Origin of the sequence: Corynebacterium timonense, from assembly GCF_900105305.1 — a bacterium.
Classification (GTDB): Bacteria; Actinomycetota; Actinomycetes; order Mycobacteriales; family Mycobacteriaceae; genus Corynebacterium; species Corynebacterium timonense.
The window spans coordinates 1,420,361-1,438,366 of record NZ_LT629765.1 but is presented as its reverse complement, the minus strand read 5'-3'; the positions used below and the strand labels follow the sequence as shown (position 1 = coordinate 1,438,366).

Annotated in this window: 16 protein-coding genes; 13 read left to right on the top strand and 3 right to left on the bottom strand. The window is 61.8% G+C overall.

What is annotated here, in order from left to right; all coding sequences use genetic code 11:
* The first annotated feature begins 75 nt into the window (after nt 1-75).
* The 7 genes from BLT81_RS06770 (at nt 76) to BLT81_RS06740 (ending at nt 7,083) form a co-directional block, all read left to right on the top strand.
* A complete protein-coding gene (locus BLT81_RS06770) occupies nt 76-681 on the top strand; it encodes a hypothetical protein (RefSeq protein ID WP_231286605.1) in 606 nt (201 codons plus the stop codon).
* Nucleotides 681-1,388 (top strand): class I SAM-dependent methyltransferase, encoded by a 708-nt coding sequence (locus tag BLT81_RS06765; RefSeq protein WP_051011463.1) that lies wholly within the window; start codon nt 681-683, stop codon nt 1,386-1,388. Before BLT81_RS06770 ends, BLT81_RS06765 begins: the two co-directional genes overlap by 1 nt.
* Nucleotides 1,385-2,098 carry a hypothetical protein gene (locus BLT81_RS12645; RefSeq protein WP_156784088.1) on the top strand — a complete coding sequence of 238 codons (714 nt, stop codon included), beginning with the start codon at nt 1,385-1,387 and terminating at the stop codon, nt 2,096-2,098. Before BLT81_RS06765 ends, BLT81_RS12645 begins: the two co-directional genes overlap by 4 nt.
* Nucleotides 2,095-3,066: a TOMM precursor leader peptide-binding protein gene (locus BLT81_RS06760; RefSeq protein WP_051011462.1), complete on the top strand. Its 972-nt coding sequence runs from the start codon at nt 2,095-2,097 to the stop codon at nt 3,064-3,066. Before BLT81_RS12645 ends, BLT81_RS06760 begins: the two co-directional genes overlap by 4 nt.
* A gap of 1 nt (nt 3,067) precedes the next feature.
* On the top strand, nt 3,068-4,462 hold the full coding sequence (locus BLT81_RS06755; protein ID WP_040421371.1) for a YcaO-like family protein: 1,395 nt from the start codon (nt 3,068-3,070) through the stop codon (nt 4,460-4,462).
* 11 nt (nt 4,463-4,473) lie between these two features.
* The gene (locus tag BLT81_RS06750; protein ID WP_051011461.1) at nt 4,474-5,307 is read left to right on the top strand and encodes a SagB/ThcOx family dehydrogenase; all 834 of its coding nucleotides are present in this window, start codon (nt 4,474-4,476) and stop codon (nt 5,305-5,307) included.
* Between the two features lie 1,167 nt (nt 5,308-6,474).
* A complete protein-coding gene (locus BLT81_RS06740; RefSeq protein ID WP_019194203.1) occupies nt 6,475-7,083 on the top strand; it encodes a cation efflux transmembrane domain-containing protein in 609 nt (202 codons plus the stop codon).
* Nucleotides 7,084-7,118: 35 nt separating this feature from the next.
* Here the strand turns inward: BLT81_RS06740 and BLT81_RS06735 are convergent, their stop codons facing one another.
* Both BLT81_RS06735 and BLT81_RS06730 read right to left on the bottom strand, forming a co-directional pair.
* The gene (locus tag BLT81_RS06735) at nt 7,119-8,747 is read right to left on the bottom strand and encodes a thiamine pyrophosphate-dependent enzyme (RefSeq protein ID WP_019194202.1); all 1,629 of its coding nucleotides are present in this window, start codon (nt 8,745-8,747) and stop codon (nt 7,119-7,121) included.
* 34 nt (nt 8,748-8,781) lie between these two features.
* Nucleotides 8,782-9,396 (bottom strand): DNA-3-methyladenine glycosylase I, encoded by a 615-nt coding sequence (locus BLT81_RS06730; protein ID WP_019194201.1) that lies wholly within the window; start codon nt 9,394-9,396, stop codon nt 8,782-8,784.
* Between the two features lie 53 nt (nt 9,397-9,449).
* Here BLT81_RS06730 and BLT81_RS06725 point away from each other — a divergent pair, with 53 nt between their 5' ends.
* Both BLT81_RS06725 and BLT81_RS06720 read left to right on the top strand, forming a co-directional pair.
* Nucleotides 9,450-9,857 (top strand): DoxX family protein, encoded by a 408-nt coding sequence (locus BLT81_RS06725; RefSeq protein ID WP_019194200.1) that lies wholly within the window; start codon nt 9,450-9,452, stop codon nt 9,855-9,857.
* Nucleotides 9,850-10,476 carry a zf-HC2 domain-containing protein gene (locus tag BLT81_RS06720; protein WP_019194199.1) on the top strand — a complete coding sequence of 209 codons (627 nt, stop codon included), beginning with the start codon at nt 9,850-9,852 and terminating at the stop codon, nt 10,474-10,476. Before BLT81_RS06725 ends, BLT81_RS06720 begins: the two co-directional genes overlap by 8 nt.
* A gap of 33 nt (nt 10,477-10,509) precedes the next feature.
* Here BLT81_RS06720 and BLT81_RS06715 read toward each other — a convergent pair whose 3' ends face one another.
* Complete coding sequence (locus tag BLT81_RS06715; RefSeq protein WP_081582921.1) at nt 10,510-12,129, bottom strand: dolichyl-phosphate-mannose--protein mannosyltransferase; 1,620 nt, start codon at nt 12,127-12,129, stop codon at nt 10,510-10,512.
* Here BLT81_RS06715 and rsmI point away from each other — a divergent pair.
* From rsmI to BLT81_RS06695, 4 genes are all read left to right on the top strand, one after another.
* A complete protein-coding gene (rsmI, locus tag BLT81_RS06710; protein WP_019194197.1) occupies nt 12,120-12,980 on the top strand; it encodes a 16S rRNA (cytidine(1402)-2'-O)-methyltransferase in 861 nt (286 codons plus the stop codon). The two genes, BLT81_RS06715 and rsmI, sit on opposite strands and share 10 nt — an antisense overlap.
* Before the next feature lie 94 nt (nt 12,981-13,074).
* Entirely contained in the window at nt 13,075-14,841 is a 1,767-nt protein-coding gene (locus tag BLT81_RS06705) for a BCCT family transporter (protein WP_019194196.1), read from the top strand.
* A gap of 25 nt (nt 14,842-14,866) precedes the next feature.
* Nucleotides 14,867-16,732 (top strand): methionine--tRNA ligase, encoded by a 1,866-nt coding sequence (gene metG, locus BLT81_RS06700; RefSeq protein WP_231286602.1) that lies wholly within the window; start codon nt 14,867-14,869, stop codon nt 16,730-16,732.
* On the top strand, nt 16,714-17,907 hold the full coding sequence (locus BLT81_RS06695) for an MFS transporter (protein WP_040421296.1): 1,194 nt from the start codon (nt 16,714-16,716) through the stop codon (nt 17,905-17,907). Before metG ends, BLT81_RS06695 begins: the two co-directional genes overlap by 19 nt.
* Nucleotides 17,908-18,006 lie beyond the last annotated feature (99 nt).

Genomic DNA, 18,006 nt, shown 5'->3' with positions numbered 1-18,006 from the left:
TTTCCCAAAGCCAGGCGTCCCGCAGCCTAACTTATTTCCCAAATTCAAAACTACTTACAGTTTGGAGATCGCCGCTTGATTCTTGTAGCTATCGTGGTAGCCGAAGTTTTGTTCTGGATCCTACTTCTCGGTGGACTTTTCACTCGGTATGCATTGAGGGCCCCCCGGATCGGGGCCGGGCTGTTAATTGCCACTCCCGTCGTTGATTTTGTACTACTAGTTCTTACCTACGTCGACCTAAGTACCGGTGAGTCGGCGAATTTCGCTCACGGTTTATCCGCTCTATATATCGGATATTCCATTGCAGTTGGGCCGACAATCATTCGAACCCTAGACAAGCGATTCGCTCGTCGTTTTGGAGAATCGGAAGAATCGGATTCGAAGGGATCTGATCCTGAAACAGACGGCTATGAGAAAGCAATGTCAACCTGGAAGCGTGTGTGTATGGCTTCGCTGATCAGCGTTATCTTGCTTTGTGCGGGAATTCTAGTCACCGGATTGCAAGATGCGTTTTGGTTAATCTATTGGGTTGTCGTTGCTGTATTCATAGTGGTTCTGTGGTGGTTTATCGGTCCATATCGAGAGAAAAAGAAAACGACGAAAGGGAGTCTCGCGACAGTCAATTCAACTTTTTCGAAAGACTCAAAGGAAGCCGGATCCGGAGAGACTACGGAGGAGTAATGACATGCCTAAATGGCTCCAAGATGGAGGAATTGCGAGATGGGGAGGTCATAAACAGGGCACGGCGATGGTACTTCGATCCCGCGCTTGTTGCTGTAGCTCGGCGGCATGACGCGGCCGTCGAGCCACGCTACTCTGCTTTCGCTGCTGCCCAGATTAATAATTTCGTGACAGATACGCCTCCTCTAGTTTTAGACGTGGGATGTGGTGAGGGATTGATTTCTGAGATGTTGGAAAGTTTCAGGTGCTACATCGGCGTTGATCCAGACAAGGCGGGTATACATATGGCTGAGTCCTTGACGTCAAGTAGGGTTCGATTCGTACGGGCTAGCGTAGAAAACATTCCACCTTCTGTGCCGCGCGCTGATGTCATTGTTTCTTCGTTGAGTGTTGCCTTATGGGACGACCCTATGCGACGGTGCGCTGAATTGCGCAAGCGACTCAATCCTGGTGGCCGAATCGTCATTGTTGACCTGTTAAGAACCGGTCCACTACTGAGATACGTGAGTTCTGACCAGCGAAAGCAGTTCCTTGTAGACCAGTACAACGTTTCGCTGACACGTGAGGAACTTCAAATGCTCTGTGACAGAGCACTCCCAGGGGCAGATATTTCATTGTTTACAGATACCGGAGAAGCGATTGGACCCGCTATAGAAAACTCGTCGAATTTTGGAAATCTTTTTCTTGTAGAATTTCAGGAGAGTTGAAGATGAAGGTTACTTATCTCGGCTCACGAATCCATATCGCCCAAACTTTGGCCGATATTGAGGTCATTGAGCCCCTTGTCGTTATCGATGCTGTCACGCTGAATCGTGAGGAACTGGTTGAGAAAATCGAAATTGCAGCATCTGCGTCCACAAGATTACTCATACGCCCGGAAATTATCAACGAAGACCTTTCTGGAAGCGCTACCGAATACCTTTCTTGGATTGACGCTGTTCAGTCAAAGATCTGCGAGTTTGGTGAAACTCGAATCCTTAATCTTCCACGGCAGGTTGAAGATTGGAAAGAAGATATCAAGCAGGTTGTTAAGTATCATTCATTGGTTCTCATCGAACCAGCAAAAGTAATGAGTTTGGTGAGCCGCGAGCAGGCGGCAGAATCATTACGGGGCGCCGTTGCAGCTGCGGCTTCAGGGGCTGACATCCCTGCAAGTACCGTATTTGGCGCGGTACCGACAGATCGCGTTATCGAGATCTTGAGTTCCGAACTTGGTTACCGTGTTGGCCTCGAACCGGCCAAACCTTCAGATTTGTTCGATGCAATGATAGATGCTGGGATGAACCCGACGCTTAGCAGCCGAGTTATTGGCGCTCAACAACTAGTAGTCTCAGACTCGGTTACCGCAGTCGGTACCTATGAAGCTTTGACTGAATTCAAGAAATATGTCAGAAAAACTGTAAGTGAGGGCCGATGACTGAGAATAAAACCTATCAGGTTAATCCGGATCTGCGAGTTTCGTATGATGGTGAAAGGGTAGTGATCGTAGCAGCGGCCAGCACCTACAGCCTTTCCGACGGGAAACTATGGCCATTTATAGCCGAGGTCCTATCAACTACCGAGGAACTGAGTGTTCCGGAAGCCAATGGTGATTACTCGCCTGGAGACATCGACCGCCTCCGATCTGCGTTCGATATCCTTGCGCAAACTGAGATCCTAATACCGTGTGGTGAAAACGTTTGGCCGGATGTAGTTGTCTCACTAGCAAACCGGAGCGGGCGGCTTGTCCCGTGCGAAGACATTGCGAAACGATTGGAAAACGCCAATATTCTTGTCGTGGATCCACACCACTCTTCTTCAGTGAGCCGCTTGGCTGCCGAATTGCGTCATTACCCAATCGCGGAACCAACGATTGTTCATAAAGTACCGAAGAACGTCTCGGCTGATCTAATGGTGATCGTTGCCGCGGATGAGCATGACCCAGTATTGTACGAAGCAAACGATCTTGCCCTCAGTTCCGATATCCGCGTTTGGACGCCGCTTACACCAGCCCGTGGAGGAAAATTCAGGATCGGTCCGTGGTTCTACCCGAATCAATCCGCTTGCTTTGAGTGTCTTCGGCTCCGAGCGGGAAGTGTGCAACGCGAGCCGGTATTGGCTGGTATTGAGCGAGTAGGAAAATCGGTCAAACCGCGTCAGGACCGTTTTGGTAGCCAGCCAGCGGTGACCTCGATGATGATCTCAATGCTGACCGATGCGATTGTCAGTCACATCGCGCTCGACGGAGCGCAGGGACAGGCGCCCGTGGGCGGGTTCGCAGAAATATCTTATGGACTGGAAGGGTTTGAGCTTTCCAACCACCGAGTGCTTCGCGTTCCACGCTGCCGAAAGTGCTCGCCTGCGTCTGGAACTGGGTATCCACAAATTTGGTTTCACGAGGAATAACATGAGTACTAAACCTAAATCATCGAATATTAATTACTCTCAGCTGCCGTCAGGGGAACGATGGTCTACTTTGGAAGACGGGATAAATCGGGCTCGCCTTCTGGTTTCTGACCGAGTGGGCATTGTGAGCCGTGTGTTCGACAAAGTGCATGATATCGACGATTCATACTGCTATTCCATCGGGGCTGAAACGGCAGACGGAGAGTTTCTCATCGGTTCTACCAACAACAAATTCAATGGTGGGGGAGCGATCTCGGAGACCGCGACTTATCTCGCTGCTATTGGTGAGTGCGTAGAACGGTATAGTGGGGCGTGGGTTCCCTGGGAAAGTCTCCGGCGCACCAGCTACTCGGAGTTGCGGAAAGACTCGACGCCAGGAGTGCACCCAGATCAGTGGACGCCTTTCCACGCTAGACAGTTCGAGGATCCAAATTTTGAATATCGCCCATTGACAAACGATCTGGAATTGAACTGGTCAGCTGCCCAAAACCTCGCCAACGGGAATACAGTGTGGGTGCCGTCTCAGATGCTCTACTTATACCCGACCGATCCTCATTATGGGCAGTCAGCGGTAGGATACGCAACAAGCAGCGGGTTAGCATTTCACTCGACTCCGGCAGAGGCGATTCTTGGTGGTCTTTATGAGCTAGTTGAGCGTGACGCATTCATGATTACGTGGCACTCTGGTCTCAGCATGCCTCTTCTCGATATTGAATCAAGCGCGGATCTATCTCAATTCATGGCTCGTTACGTAAAACCATCGGGTATTGACGTCTATTTGATTGATCTCTCGAGCATCTCAAACATTCCAGCAGTATTAGCGGTCGCAATTAACCCATTCACTGATCATGCACCTGTGGCCTTGGGAGCATCAGCTGGTCCAACAATACTCAAGGCAGCACAAGACGCCGCGATTGAGTGTTTGCAAACAAGGAATTGGGTTAAGGCTGAGCAGCGAGACGGCAACGCAATCGACCCCAATACTTGTGACATGATAGCCGAGATTAGAGATTTTGATGATCACATCCGTTTTTATGCGAATGCGGAATCGCGCGACCGCGTGAAGTTTCTTATCTCGTCGGATAAGCGAACTAGTGTTTCTTCGGGGAGTGATTTTACTAGTACCTCGCCGAATGAAGAGATTGCTGCCATCGTATCAGCCCTGAATTCTCAAGAGATTGAGGTTTTCGCGAAGGACCTTACAAGTCCAGATGTACGCGAGGCAGGCGGCGCAGTTTTCAAGGCCTTCAGCCCCCAGCTCCAAATGTTGGACGTTGGATTCCATCGCCGTTATCTTGGCAGTACACGACTCCGCACGCGCGCTCGCGAACTCGGACTACAGTCGGATGACCTAGACTTTGCCGATTTTAATCCGTTTCCCCATCCGTTTCCCTAAGGAGAAAGATCATGTCATCTGCAGCCGACGCAAGTCACAGCGCTAACCTTCGGGAAATTGTTTATAATACCGGCGTACCAGAGCTGTTCGACCCCAGTGAGGACTACTTTGAGGCCTCGAAGCTAACGCGGGACGGCCTCGCCTGGGAAACTCCCGGTATTCCTCCTCTGCTGCAATCGCCAGAACTACAAAAGATGAGTGGGCGAGCCTCGAGACGGTACTCCTCGAGGCCCTTCATTGACCTAGGCGAACCTGATCCACTACCGGGTGGGCTAGACGATTTGCTCCGAGCGCGGCGTTCCTGCCCCCAATTCGGAGGAGGTGAGCTCTCCCTGTCTTCGATCCACCAAATACTCGATCACTCTTATGGGGCTTACTCATTTGGTCATGGCGATCAGACGCGGAGGAACGTACCATCCGGCGGGGCTCTTTACCCGCTTGATCTGTATCTCCTGTCTCGAAAAGTCGAGACTTTTGAACCAGGAGAGCTGCACCACTTCGATCCCTACAGAAAGGGACTTGCGCATATTCGAAGCGACGTTGATCTCGACTCTCTGGGCGAGGCTCTCTTAATACCGGAGGTAGCGAACGAAGCATCGGCATTCGTTATCATAAGTGCGAGTTTCTGGCGAAGCCGCTTCAAATACTCTCAGCGAGCTCTGCGCTTTTGTCTAATGGAGTGCGGTCATGTTGCGCAGAACCTGCTCACCGTGTCAACGAGTGTCAACGTTCAATCCCGAGTTTTTGGAGGATTTATCGATTGCGAGGTGAACTCCATTCTCGCCGACCACAACGGTGTAGACGATGCCGCACTTTATGTGGTTCTTTTGGGGGCAGAGAAGTGATATCGCCATCAAAAATCACCCATTTAGCTTGGACCTTTAAAGGACCGGAGCTTGTTCTCTTTGCTCGCCGAAAGTGGCCAGGAAAGCTCCAACTCTCTGAAGGGTGGTACCACGACTTCCCTACCGGAATTATTGCCGGTGCGTCATTGCTACGAATAGTCACGCAGAACTCGCAAAGGTTTCCATCTTTTAAAGTGGGAGTTGGACACATCTTGCTTTCTTCGTGCGCAGGTTTTCTATGGCATGGCCTTAGTGTTTGCACTCTAGCTCGCCGAATTCCGGAGTATCGTTTCTATCTGCTATCTAGATCCCAGATTTTCCTGACCATTTCGGTTGCAGCTTCAGAGGAACTCATCTGGAGGGAAGATCGCGGCGCTGCTTCGATACTCCTAGGCAGTATTGGGTTCGGCCTGACCCATTTTCGGATTGGATCGGTACTCGGGGCAATACATATGGGTGTATTTGCACTAATTTCGCGCTTTCTAGAGCGAAAATACGGCTTGCTATGCTCGATCGTGTTTCATAGCGCGTACAATATCGCCTTTGACTCCGAATCGGCTGGGCGCGCGCATAGTGTCATTTCGGCTACTAGGCCTCCAAAAATATGTTGAACCGCCCCACGGTTGAGGTAGGGTTCACCCAGCGGCGCTTTAGATTGTGCGGTGTAACCTGTCCGCAAGGATGTGTCGTAGGGTTAGCGTCGAGTCCATCTGAGCTGGGAAGCAGGCTCGGGCGAGCCATCACCCAAACGGAGGGCCCTTAAAACCGGGGCGCTAGCAATGATTTCAGATAAAAGTCGGATGACCACTCAGGCGTTTCGGATCGGATCCGCGATCATGTTGCAGGGGCTTTCTCTCGATATTGAGGTTAAGCGGGCCGCAGTCGCACGCCAGGTCGACTCGTCTTGGACGCACTTTTAGCTCAATTGTAGGAAACCTAACGCGCAGGATCGATATTTAAGGTGTCGAGGTGAGATTTCCGGAGGTGTGGTTTCGTAATCGTCGGGTGGTGGGTGGAGATGCGAATAGTGCTAAAACTGTTGGTGTCATACAAGTAACATCCACAAGCTTGACGCCTATCTCAATTTGTTGGGGAAAATCTTAGTAAAGGCCAGCAGCATTGTCCGGACACGGGATAAGTTTCGGGCTAGGGGAGTAACTTCGTATCGTGACCACCGAAAAACTGCGCCGCGCCGTCCTCATCGTCGCCCTGCTCAACCTGGGCTACTTCTTCGTCGAGTTCTTCGCGGCTGTGGCGCTCGGCTCCGCCGCGTTGTTCGCCGACTCGGCGGACTTCCTCGAGGACACCGCGATCAACCTGCTCGTCTTCTTCGCCGTGGCAATGAGCGCGCCGCGGCGCCGCGTCATGGGGCGCGTGCTGGCGCTTCTCATCCTCATCCCCGCGATTGCGGCGCTGGTCACCGTCGTGCGCAAGGTCCTCGACCCTGTGCCGGTCGCCCCAGAGGGGCTCACACTCGTCGCTGCCGGCGCCCTCGTGGTCAACGTCGTCTGCGCCCTGATCTTGCTCAAGGTGCGCGGCTCCGGTACGGCTCTCGCGACAGGTGCGTGGCTCGCAGCGCGTAACGACGCCCTCGCCAACGTCCTCATCATCGCCGCCGGCCTCGCCACGTTCGTGTGGCCCACGGCCTGGTTCGACATCATCGTCGGGCTCATCATCGCGGCAGTGAACCTGAGCGCCGTCAAGGAAGTCTGGGAGGCGACCGAGGAGGAGTACGACTCGGTGGAGGAGGCCTTCGCCGACGTCGATGACGATTAACGGGGGCGATTAACGGGGACGATTAACGGAGACGACTAATTCGGCGACGCGTGTTCTTGGTCCACCACCACATGCACCAGGGCCACGTGACCGTGGGCAAGAGCGTCGAACGCGCGCCCCACAACGGCGTCCACCTCGGCGGCGGTGTCGAGCGTTTCCGCCCACGCGCCGAGAGAGCGCGCCCACGCCGAGAAATCGGGGTTATCCAGCTGTGTGCCCGATACGCGCCCCGGGTACATGTCCTCTTGGTGCTCGCGGATGGTGCCGTACTGGGAGTTGTCGAGGAGGATGACGAGCATGGGGGCGTTGTAGCGCACGGCCGTCACGAGCTCCTGGCCGTTCATGAGGAGCTCCCCGTCGCCCGTGAAGGCAACGACGGTGCGTTCGGGGAGCGCGAGCTTCGCCGCCAACGCAGCGGGCACGCTGTAGCCCATAGCCCCGAGCCGCGTCGCCAGCATCGAGGGGTAGGCGCGGGTAGGGAAGTAACGCTGCGGCCACGCGCAGTGGCTCCCGGCACCGAAGGTACACAGGGCGTTGTCCGGCAGCCGCTGGGTGATGGCCTGCATGACGCGGTTGACATCGACGGCCCCGTCCTCGAGGTCGTCGAAGGGGGCCGGGGTGGAAAACTCCTGGTGGTGGGCGCGCGCGGTGGTGTACCACTCCGTTGTGTCCGGGGCACCCGTCAGGTCGATGTCCCCGAGGGTGGTGGCAAAGACAGCCGGGTCCGCGAGCACATGGTGGGTCACGCTGCTCACGTGGCCCTTGAGCTCGGAGTCGGCGCTGACCACGATGGTGCGGGCACCCGGGTCTTGACGCAAGGTGAAGTTATCTGTCGGCTTGTCGCTGAGCTTCGCCCCGAGGCAGACGACGACGTCCGCTGTGTCCAACAGGTGCGCCGAGTGGTCGCTTCGAGCGGTGCCAAGCCAGCCGGCGTTGGCGGGGGAATCGAAGTGAATGCGGTCGGACGCGCGGAATTCCCCGAGCACCGGAATCTGGTTCGTCTCGGCGAAGTCGCGCACCGCATCGCAGGCCCGTTGCGTCCACCCTTGCGCGCCCGCGACAAGGAGGGGGCGTGAGGCGTCGCGCAGCGCCTCCTCAACGGTGGCGATGTCTGCCGGGGAGACGGCCCCGCGCGCCGGGGCAATGGGGTGGGCAAGCTGGCCCTCGAAGGGCATCTCGATGAGGTCTTCGGGCAGCCCCACCACGACCGGTCCGCGGCGGCCCGACTCGGCGAGATGGAACGCGTTGGCCACGATCCGGCTCGCGCGCTGAGGGTCATCCACGACGAACACACCCTTGGTGATCCCGCCGAACCACCCGACCGGGTCGAACTCCTGGAAGGAGTCGCGGTAGCGGTCCGACGTGGGGATCAGGCCAATGAACAGGACAAGGGGGGTTTCGTCCTGCCAGGCGGTGTAGACGCCGATTTTCGCGTTGGCGGCGCCCGGCCCGCGGGTCACCAGCGCGACCCCAGCCCGGCCGGTTGCCTTGCCGTGGGCCTCGGCGGCGTACGTCGCGCCTGCCTCGTGGCGGCAGGTGATGGTCTCGATGTCGGAATCGTACAGGCCGTCAAGAACGGCGAGGAAGCTCTCGCCGGGAACGTGGTAGGCGCGTGTGACCCCGAGGCGTTCCAGCGTCTGGACGATGGCGGCTCCGGTGTGCATAGCTAAGCAGACCTCCTTGGGGAATACGTGAGCCTCACCCAGCATGCCAGATTCCGGAGGCGCCCCGGCGCCACGTGGCCAGCAGGTTCGTGTCGATCACTCCCACGGACTCCATGAGCGCGTACATGGTTACCGGGCCGACCATGGTGAAGCCGCGGCGCTTGAGCTCCGCGGCCAGGGCGCGGGATTCCGGGGACTGGGTAGGCACCTCCTCCATCGTCCGCGGCGCCGGCGTCTGCTCCGGCTGGAAGGACCACACGAGCTCGCCCAGGTGGGTGCCCTCCTCCCGTAAAGCAAGCGTGGCCTGCGCGTTTGTGATGGCCGCGGCGAGTTTGCGGCGGTTGCGGATCAGTGTGGCGTCGTCAAGCAAATGCTCGATGCTGTCCATGCGGGCGACCTGGTCGGGGTCGAAATCGAAAAAGGCGCGGCGCAGCGCCTCGCGCCGTTGCAGCACGAGCCGCCAGGACAGCCCGACCTGGAAACCCTCCAAACAGACGCGCTCGAACATGCCGCGCTCGTCGCGCACGGGCATGCCCCACTCCGTGTCGTAGTAGTGCATTAAAAGGGGGTCGCGTGCCGCCCACGGGGGCCGCGCGCGGCCGTCGTCGCCCACCACGGGGCCGAGTGAATCGCCGAGTGAATCGCTCATACCTTCTTAGACCGATGTTTCCGCCAACAGGTTCCATGGGTAGTCTTACACCCATGAACAGGCCCGCGGTCCGCGATTTCGCGCTTTTCCTCGTGCGCATCGTCGTCGGAGCAGTCTTCGTCGCCCGCGGCTACCGCGCCTGGTTCGACGTCGGTATGGCGCAGACCGCGCGCGGGCTCGGCGAGGCTGGCATGCCGCAGCCGACGCTGTCCGCGTACATCTCGGGCACCGTCGAGCTGATCGGGGGAGCCTTCCTCATCATCGGGTTGCTGACCACGATCGTCGCCAGCGTCCTGGCGCTCCTCGTGCTCGCCGCGGGGTACTTCGTGCACCTCAGCCAGGGCTTTTTCCTTGAAGACGGGGGCATCGAGTACCCCATGGTGCTCGTCGCGGCGCTGTTTCTCGTCGTGGTCTTCGGCGCCGGCCGGGCCAGCCTCGATAGGGCGCTGACCCGTGCTTAGCCACGAGGACGTCCAAGCGGCGCTGTCCGCGCGGCTCGACGGGGAAGGCACGGGTCTCGACGACGCGATTGTCGACGCCCACCTCGCGCAATGCGAGGAGTGCCGGGCCTACTGGGACCGGCTCGTCGCGCTGTCGAAGAACCTGCGCTTTGCCGAGGTCGGCGGCGGCATGGCCCCGCCGCCGGACCTGTCCGAGGCGATCCTCGCCGGTGTGGAAAGCGAGTGGCGGCGCTTCTCCCGCCGCCGTTTTCTGCTGTTGTCGCTGTGCCGCGTCGCGCTCGTCGTGGCCGCTATTGTGTGGGGCGTCTGGGCGGTCAACCTCGTCGCCGCCGGGGCGGCCCCCGACGTCGCGGCCGTCCGCTTCGGCGTTGCCCTCGCGCTCGCGTTCGCCGCCTGGAAGCCCACACAGATCCCCGGCATCCTCCTCATCGTGGGCACGATGTTCACCTTCACTCTCGGCTTTACGGTGCGCGACCTGCTGCTTGATTCCGCGCGGGGCACCGCCGGCCCGCTGGTGATCCAGCTGTTTTCCTTCCTCGTGCTCGTGGCCACGTGGGCGACGGACCGGGGCGCGGATGTGCGCCGCGCATGGCGCCTGCTGGGCGCCGACCCGGCGTAGGCCCGCCGCGCCGGGCCGGCGGTGGGCGTCACGCTAGGTCCAGCTGGGCAGCCACATCAGCGACTGGTAGTAGCTTTCCGGGATGCGGATGCCATACAAGATGGGGGCGAAGTAGAAGAACATCCCCACCACGACCGCGACGTAGACGATGACGGCGGCTTGCCCGGTGGTAACGGGGTAGCCAGCGAGGCGCCGCAACCAGCGCCAGGCTACGGGTCGGCCCAACTGCGCGATCCGCCCCAACGCCAGCGTGATGAGCACGATGGTGAAGGGCACAAGGGCGGCGGCGTAGAAGAAGTACATCTGCCGGTCGTAGGCGGCAAGCCAGGGCAGAAAGCCCGCCGCGAAGGCGACGAGGGGGACGATCACCCGGGTGTCGCCGCGCGTCAGCCACGTCCACGCCGCCCACAGCAGGGCGGGGACGGTCAGCCACCAGATCGCGGGGGTGCCGAAGAGGAAGATCATCTCGCGGCAGGGGGTCAACGGCCCGCACTCCAGGTCCGTCGCGGAGTAGTAAAGGATGGGCCGCGCCGCCACCAGCCAGGCCCACGGCTTGGAGTCCCACGGGTGAGAGTGGCCGGAGGAGGTGGTGAGCGAGGCGTGGAACTCCAGCACGGAGAAGTGGTAGTACAGCCAGGAGGCAACGGCGTCGGGGAGGTTCGTCAGCCACGGCCACTCGCTGCCAGCGATGGTGCCGTCGACCGCCGCGTGGCGGTAGACGGAGGTCTCCGAGGCGAACCACGCCCGCCACGACCAGATGTATAAGGCAGCGGGGAGCAGGACGAGGGAGGCGAGGGCCGAGGGGACGTCGCGAAGCAGCGTGCCGCGAAGCGGGGCGCGAACCCCGAAACGGTGGCGCAGCCAGAGGTCCCAGAAGGCGCTGAGCAGGCCGAAGAAGGCGATGTAGTACAGGCCCGACCACTTCACCGACAACGCGAGGCCGAGCAGCACGCCGGTGGCGAAGCGCCACCAGCGAAAGCCGAGGCGGGGCCCGTACAGGCTCTCGCCGAGACGGCGGGCGTTCGCAGCCTCGCGGTAGCGCAGGGTGACCTCGCGCATGTCGCCGACCAGCGTCCACGAGGCGGCGACGATGAAGAGCACCTGGAAGATGTCCAGCATTCCGAACTTCGAGGAGACGAGGAGGACTCCGTCGAAAATCGCGATGGCGCCCGCAACGGTGGCCAGGGTGGTCGACTGCGTCAGGCGCCGGGTGAGCAGGAAGAGGAAGGCGACGACAGCCGTGCCGCTCAGCGCCACCATGAACCGCCAGCCCAGCGGCGTGTACCCGAACACCGCCTCGCCGAGGGCCAGGAGCTGCTTGCCCAGCGGCGGGTGGACCACGAGGCCGTACGCGGGGTTGGCCTCGATGCCGCCGATCACGGGGTTGACCCAACTGCGCACCACTTCCCAGGCCTGGGGCACGTAGTGCTTTTCGTCGAAGATGGGGGTGCCGCCCGCCGTAGGCAGCGTCAGACCGAGGAAACGAGTGAAGAGGGCGGCGACGATGATGCCGAGAAAGCACTGCGTGTCGCGTCGCGCCCAGGGGACGGTGGCGACGTTGGGGTAGCGGCGAAGGGTAGGCACCCATCGGATCTTACTGGGCGCACCCGGCCGGGTTGCGGCTCGTGTGTCATGCTGGGTGTATGAGCCCATCTGAAATATCGCTGCCCGCCACGGGCATCGTGCTCGCGGCGACGCCCCTGGGCAACATCGGCGACGCCTCGCCGCGGCTGCGCGACGCACTCGGCCGCGCCGACGTCGTCGCGGCCGAGGACACGCGGCGCACCCGCAACCTGGCGGCCGCGCTCGGCGTCGAGCTCGGCGGCCGGGTGGTCTCCAACTTCGACCACAACGAGGACAAGCGCGTGTCCGAGCTCGTGGCCGAGGCGCGCCGGGGGCTCGTGCTCGTCGTCTCCGACGCCGGGATGCCGCTCGTCTCCGACCCGGGTCACGCCCTCGTCACCGCGGCCCACGACGCCGGGGTGCCGGTGACGTGCCTGCCCGGCCCCTCGGCGGTGACGACGGCGTTGGCGCTGTCGGGGCTAAACGTCGGCCATTTCATCTTCGACGGGTTCGCCCCGCGCAAGGCGGGGCCGCGCCGGGCGTGGCTGGAATCGCTCGTCGGGCAGTCGCGCGCGGTGTGCTTTTTCGAATCCCCGCACCGCATCGGCGCGACGCTGCGCGATGCGGCGGAGGTGCTCGGCGCCGACAGGCGGGCCGCGGTGTGCCGCGAGCTGACCAAAGAGTACGAAGAGGTCCGGCGCGGTAAGCTCGGCGAACTCGCCGAGTGGGCCGCAGAGGGTCTGCGGGGGGAGATCACCGTCGTCGTCGAAGGGGGCACTCAGCCGCAGGCGGCACCGGAGGACCTCGTCGGGCTGGTGCTGGCGCGCGTCGACGAGGGGGAACGGCTCAAGGACGCGGTGAAAGACGTCGCCCGCGCCCACGGGGTGAAAACGGGCGATTTGTACGACGAAGCGCTGCTCGGGCGAGGCGGGGATTCGTAAAAGCCCGGACGCTGCGTTAGCGTTACACATGTTTCCTGCCAATTACTGAAATATGCTTGGCAAAACAATGTGAGCGTAAAGGAGTAAGGTGAATATGGAACGCGAGAGCGTCGATCACATTCCGGATCAGGGGGAGCCGAACTCCGCGACGCGCGAGTTGATCGAGTTGCTCAAGGCGGATAGCCGCGGCGAGGAGCTCACCGCCCCGCAGGAGGAAAAGATTGATCTGGCGGCCGAGGAAGACAACGCCCCGATCAGCTGGGGCATCATCATCCCGATCGCGGCGATCGTCATTGGCATGGTGCTGTGGGGGATGCTCGGCACCGAGAGCTTCTCGAACTTCGCGGACGCGTCCTTCGGCTGGGTCATCGATAACCTCGGCTGGGCCTTTGTTCTGTTCAGCACGGTCTTCGTCGTCTTCGTCATCGTGATCGCCGTCTCCGGCTTTGGCACGATCCGCCTCGGCGGCCCGGACGAGAAGCCGGAGTTCCGCACGAGCTCGTGGATTGCCATGATGTTCGCCGCCGGCATGGGCATCGGCCTGATGTTCTACGGCGCCTCCGAGCCGCTTGCGATGTACCGCGACGGCGTTCCGGGCCGCGAACCCCACGAGGTGGGCACCGCCATGGCGCAGACGATGTTCCACTGGACCCTGCACCCCTGGGCCGTCTACGCCATCCTCGGGCTGGCCATCGCCTACTCCACCTTCCGCCTGGGGCGCAGGCAGCTGCTGTCGAGTGCCTTCATCCCGCTGATCGGCGAGAAGGCCGCGGCCGGCGTGCCGGGCAAGTTCATCGACGGTTTCGCCATCTTTGCCACCATTTTCGGCACCGCCTGTTCCCTCGGCCTGGGCGCCCTGCAGATCACGTCCGGGCTGGAGGCCTCCGGCTTCGTCTCCGAGACCTCGACCCGGCTCACCGTCGGCATCGTCAGCGTGCTCACGCTCGCCTTCCTGCTCTCGGCCATGTCGGGCGTGGGCCGCGGCATCCAATGGATCTCCAACTTCAACATGGTCATCGCCGCACTGCTCGCGGTGTTCGTTTTTGTCCTCGGCCCCACGGTGAACCTGCTCAACCTGCTGCCGAGCTCGGTGGGCGCGTACCTCGACCAGTTCTTCTTCATCGCCGGGCGCACCGCCTCGAGCGCCGACGGCACCGCCGGCGACTTCCTCGCCGATTGGACCATCTTCTACTGGGCGTGGTGGATCTCCTGGTCGCCGTTCGTGGGCATGTTCCTCGCCCGGATCTCGCGCGGCCGCACCATCCGCGAGTTCTGCCTGGTCGTGCTGCTGGTCCCCTCCCTGCTGTCGACGATGTGGTTTGCGATCTTCGGCGGCAGCGCAATCCACTTCGAGCAGATCGGCGAGTCCATCTTCGGCGACGGCGGCTCCGAGGAGCAGCTGTTTAACCTGCTGCACTCCCTGCCCGGTGGCACCATCATCGGCGTGTTCGCGGTGATCCTTTTGGGTACCTTCTTCATCACCTCCGCCGACTCGGCGTCGACGGTGATGGCGTCGATGTCGCAAAGCGGCCAGACCGAGGCGAAGCCGTGGCTCGCAGCGATGTGGGGCCTGGCGACCGCCTTCGTCGGCCTGACACTGCTGATCGCGGGCGGCGAGGACGCCTTGGACTCGCTGCAGTCGGTCACGATCGTGGCGGCGACGCCCTTCTTGGTCATCCTTATCGCGCTGATGTTCGCCATTGTGCGCGATGTGTCCCAGGACCGCGTGTACCAGAACATGAAGGACCAGGAGAACTTCGCCCGCCGCCTGACCAACGAACGCCGCGCACTGCGCGAGGCGCACGAGGCCCACGAGGCCCACAGGGCGCACGAGGCCCACGAGGCTGAGAAGCACAGCTAAACCCCCGTAACTTATGCTGGAACGCATGACTTCCCCTGATTCCGCGTCTTCATCCGCCGCCACTGGACAGAACATCCTCGTGTGCGTGGCTTGGCCGTACGCCAACGGCCCGCGCCACATCGGCCACGTGGCGGGCTTTGGCGTCCCCTCCGACGTCTTCGCCCGTTACCAGCGCATGAGGGGCAACAACGTGCTCATGGTCTCGGGGACCGACGAGCACGGCACGCCGTTGCTCGTCCAGGCGGACAAAGAGGGCGTGACCGTCAAGGAGTTGGCGGACCGGTACAACCGTCAGATCGTGGAGGACTTGGCGGGCCTCGGGCTGTCGTACGATCTGTTTACCCGCACCACCACCCGCAACCACTACGCGGTGGTGCAGGAGCTGTTTCGGGGGCTGTACGCCAACGGGTACATGATCAAGGAGACGACGAAGGGCGCGATCTCGCCGTCGACGGGCCGCACCCTGCCCGACCGCTACATCGAGGGCACCTGCCCGATCTGCGGTGCGGACGGCGCCCGCGGTGACCAGTGCGATACCTGCGGCAACCAGCTCGACCCCGCAGATCTCATCAACCCTGTGTCCAAGATCAACGGCGAGACTCCCGAGTTCGTGGACACCGAGCACTTTCTGCTCGATCTGCCGGCGCTTCACGACGCCCTCAAGGCCTGGCTGGAAACCCGCCACGACTGGCGCCCGAACGTGCTGAAATTCTCCCTCAACCTGCTCGAGGACATGCGCCCGCGCGCCATGACCCGCGACATCGACTGGGGCATTCCGGTCCCGGTGGAGGGCTGGTCCGAGAACCCGGCGAAGAAGCTCTACGTCTGGTTCGACGCCGTGGTCGGCTACCTGTCCGCCTCGATTGAGTGGGCGGCGCGCTCGGGCAACCCCGACGCGTGGAAGGAGTTCTGGCAGGACCCGGACGCCCCCGGTTACTACTTCATGGGCAAGGACAACATCACCTTCCACTCCCAGATCTGGCCGGGCGAGTTGCTCGGATACGCGGGCAAGGGAGCTAAGGGGGGCGATGTGCACGCCCTCGGGGAGTTGAACCTGCCCACCGAGGTCGTCTCCTCCGAGTTCCTCACCATGTCGGGCTCGAAGTTCTCCTCCTCGAAGGGCGTGGTCATCTACGTCAAGGACTTCCTCAAGGAGTTCGGCCCCGACCCGCTGCGCTACTTCATCGCCGTGGCCGGGCCCGAGAACAACGACACGGACTTCACCTGGGACGAGTTCGTGCGCCGCGTGAATAACGAGCTGGCCAACGGCTGGGGCAACCTGGTCAACCGCACAGTGTCGATGGCGCACAAGAACTTCGGCCAGGTGCCGGCGCCCGCCCAGCTCACCGAGTCTGATCAGGCCATCCTCGATCTGGCGGAGCGCACCTTCGACTCGGCGGGCGAGGCGCTCAACCGCGCCCGCTTCAAAAACGCCATCACACAGGTGATGCACGTCGTCGGCGAGGCGAATGCCTACATCGCCGAGCAGGAGCCCTGGAAGCTGGCCAAGGAGGACAGCAGCCGCGAGCGCCTGGCCACCGTGCTGTGGACGGCCCTACAGGTCGTCTCGGACTGCAACGCCATGCTCACGCCCTTCCTGCCGCACACCGCGCAGAACGTTCACGAGACCCTGGGGCGCAGTGGCCGGTGGGCCGCGATGCCGCGTGTGGAGGAGGTCGTCGACGACGCGGACTACGACCTCGTCGGCGTGGGCCTGCCCGAGCGCGGTCAGACCTACCCGATCATCACCGGCGACTACGCCGGGCAGCAGGCTGTGTGGGCGCGTGTCGACGTCGTGCCCGGCACCGCCCTGGCCAAGCCCCGTCCCCTGGTGGCCAAGCTCGACCCCGAGCTTGGCGAGACCGGACCCGCATGGGCGGCAGTGAAATAGTGATCAAGCCGCTGCTCGCGTTCGTTGCTGTCCTCACCGCAGCGCTCAACCTCCGCGCCGGCATGGCCTCCGTCGGGGCGGTGCTGGACGAGGTCATCGCCGACTACGGTGCCCCGGCGTCTTTGGGCGGCGTCATCACAGCCCTGCCGGGGCTGATGTTTTGCATCGTCGGCCTGACCGCCGTGCCGCTTGCCCGCCGGGTGGGGCTCTCGCCCACGCTCGCCGGGGCGGCCATCCTGTCCACACTCGGGCTGGCGCTGCGGCCGTTTGCCCCGCACATCTCGCTGTTCATCCTGTCCACCGTCGCGGTGGCGGGCGGTATCGCGCTCGCGAACGTGCTGCTGCCGGCGTGGATTAAGCAGTACGGCGGGTCGCACATCGTCGCGCTGACCACGGTGTACTCCGTGTCGCTGTCCCTGTCGGCGGCGGCGGGCCCGCTCAGCGCGCTCGTCACCGAGACGTGGCAGGCAGCGCTCGCCCTGTGGGCGGTGTCGGCGCTCGTGCAGGCGCTCGTGTGGCTTGTGGTGTGGCGCACGGTGGGCGTCGATAAGCCGACGGGCGAGGAGGCGGAGTCCGGCGGGGGAGCCGGCATCTACCGTTCGCCCACCGCGGTCGCGCTCATGCTGTTCTTCGGTCTGCAGTCGATGACCGCCTACATCCAGATGGGCTGGCTGCCGACGATCCTCGGCACCTCCGGCGTGCCCGCGGACACGGGTGCGCTCGGTCTGTCGCTCATCGGCCTGATCGGCGCGCTCGGCGGGCTCGTGCTGCCGACCGTGATCTCGCGGGCGCGCACCCTGACTCCGCTCGTGCTGCTGTTCGGCGTGCTCACCGCCGCGGGCTACACCGGTGTCCTCATCGCGCCGGCGGCGGCCCCCATCGTGTGGAGCGCGCTGTTGGGCTTCGGCGGGTGGTGCTTCCCGCTTGCCATCGCCCTCATGCCGGCAAGGACGCGCACCGCGCTCGGCACCGCGCGCCTCGCCGGGTTCGTGCAGCCCATCGGCTACATCCTGGCGGCTATCGGCCCGCTCCTCGTCGGCATCGGCTACGACGCCGCGGGCTCGTTCACGCCGATCCTCATCGCGCTCATCGTCCTAGCTCTTGTCATGGGCGGGCTCGGCGTGATCGGGGCGCGCAATGTCTACATCGAGGACGAGCTGGCGGGGCGGTCGTAGGCGTCTGGCGATGATTCGGGCAAAGGGCCGTCGGGATACCGACGGCCCTTTGTGTGTCTTCATGCAAAGTTTACACAGTGTGGACGGACCGTTCATCTA

What these genes read in the sequence shown, in the direction of transcription:
- BLT81_RS06750 (WP_051011461.1), top strand. Translation starts at nt 4,474, where the DNA reads ATGTCATCTGCAGCCGACGCAAGTCACAGCGCTAACCTTCGGGAAATT.
- BLT81_RS06760 (WP_051011462.1), top strand. Translation starts at nt 2,095, where the DNA reads ATGACTGAGAATAAAACCTATCAGGTTAATCCGGATCTGCGAGTTTCG.
- metG (WP_231286602.1), top strand. Translation starts at nt 14,867, where the DNA reads ATGACTTCCCCTGATTCCGCGTCTTCATCCGCCGCCACTGGACAGAAC.
- BLT81_RS06735 (WP_019194202.1), bottom strand. Translation starts at nt 8,747, where the DNA reads ATGCACACCGGAGCCGCCATCGTCCAGACGCTGGAACGCCTCGGGGTC.
- BLT81_RS06695 (WP_040421296.1), top strand. Translation starts at nt 16,714, where the DNA reads ATGGGCGGCAGTGAAATAGTGATCAAGCCGCTGCTCGCGTTCGTTGCT.
- BLT81_RS06730 (WP_019194201.1), bottom strand. Translation starts at nt 9,396, where the DNA reads ATGAGCGATTCACTCGGCGATTCACTCGGCCCCGTGGTGGGCGACGAC.
- rsmI (WP_019194197.1), top strand. Translation starts at nt 12,120, where the DNA reads ATGAGCCCATCTGAAATATCGCTGCCCGCCACGGGCATCGTGCTCGCG.
- BLT81_RS06715 (WP_081582921.1), bottom strand. Translation starts at nt 12,129, where the DNA reads ATGGGCTCATACACCCAGCATGACACACGAGCCGCAACCCGGCCGGGT.
- BLT81_RS06705 (WP_019194196.1), top strand. Translation starts at nt 13,075, where the DNA reads ATGGAACGCGAGAGCGTCGATCACATTCCGGATCAGGGGGAGCCGAAC.
- BLT81_RS06755 (WP_040421371.1), top strand. Translation starts at nt 3,068, where the DNA reads ATGAGTACTAAACCTAAATCATCGAATATTAATTACTCTCAGCTGCCG.
- BLT81_RS06725 (WP_019194200.1), top strand. Translation starts at nt 9,450, where the DNA reads ATGAACAGGCCCGCGGTCCGCGATTTCGCGCTTTTCCTCGTGCGCATC.
- BLT81_RS06765 (WP_051011463.1), top strand. Translation starts at nt 681, where the DNA reads ATGACATGCCTAAATGGCTCCAAGATGGAGGAATTGCGAGATGGGGAG.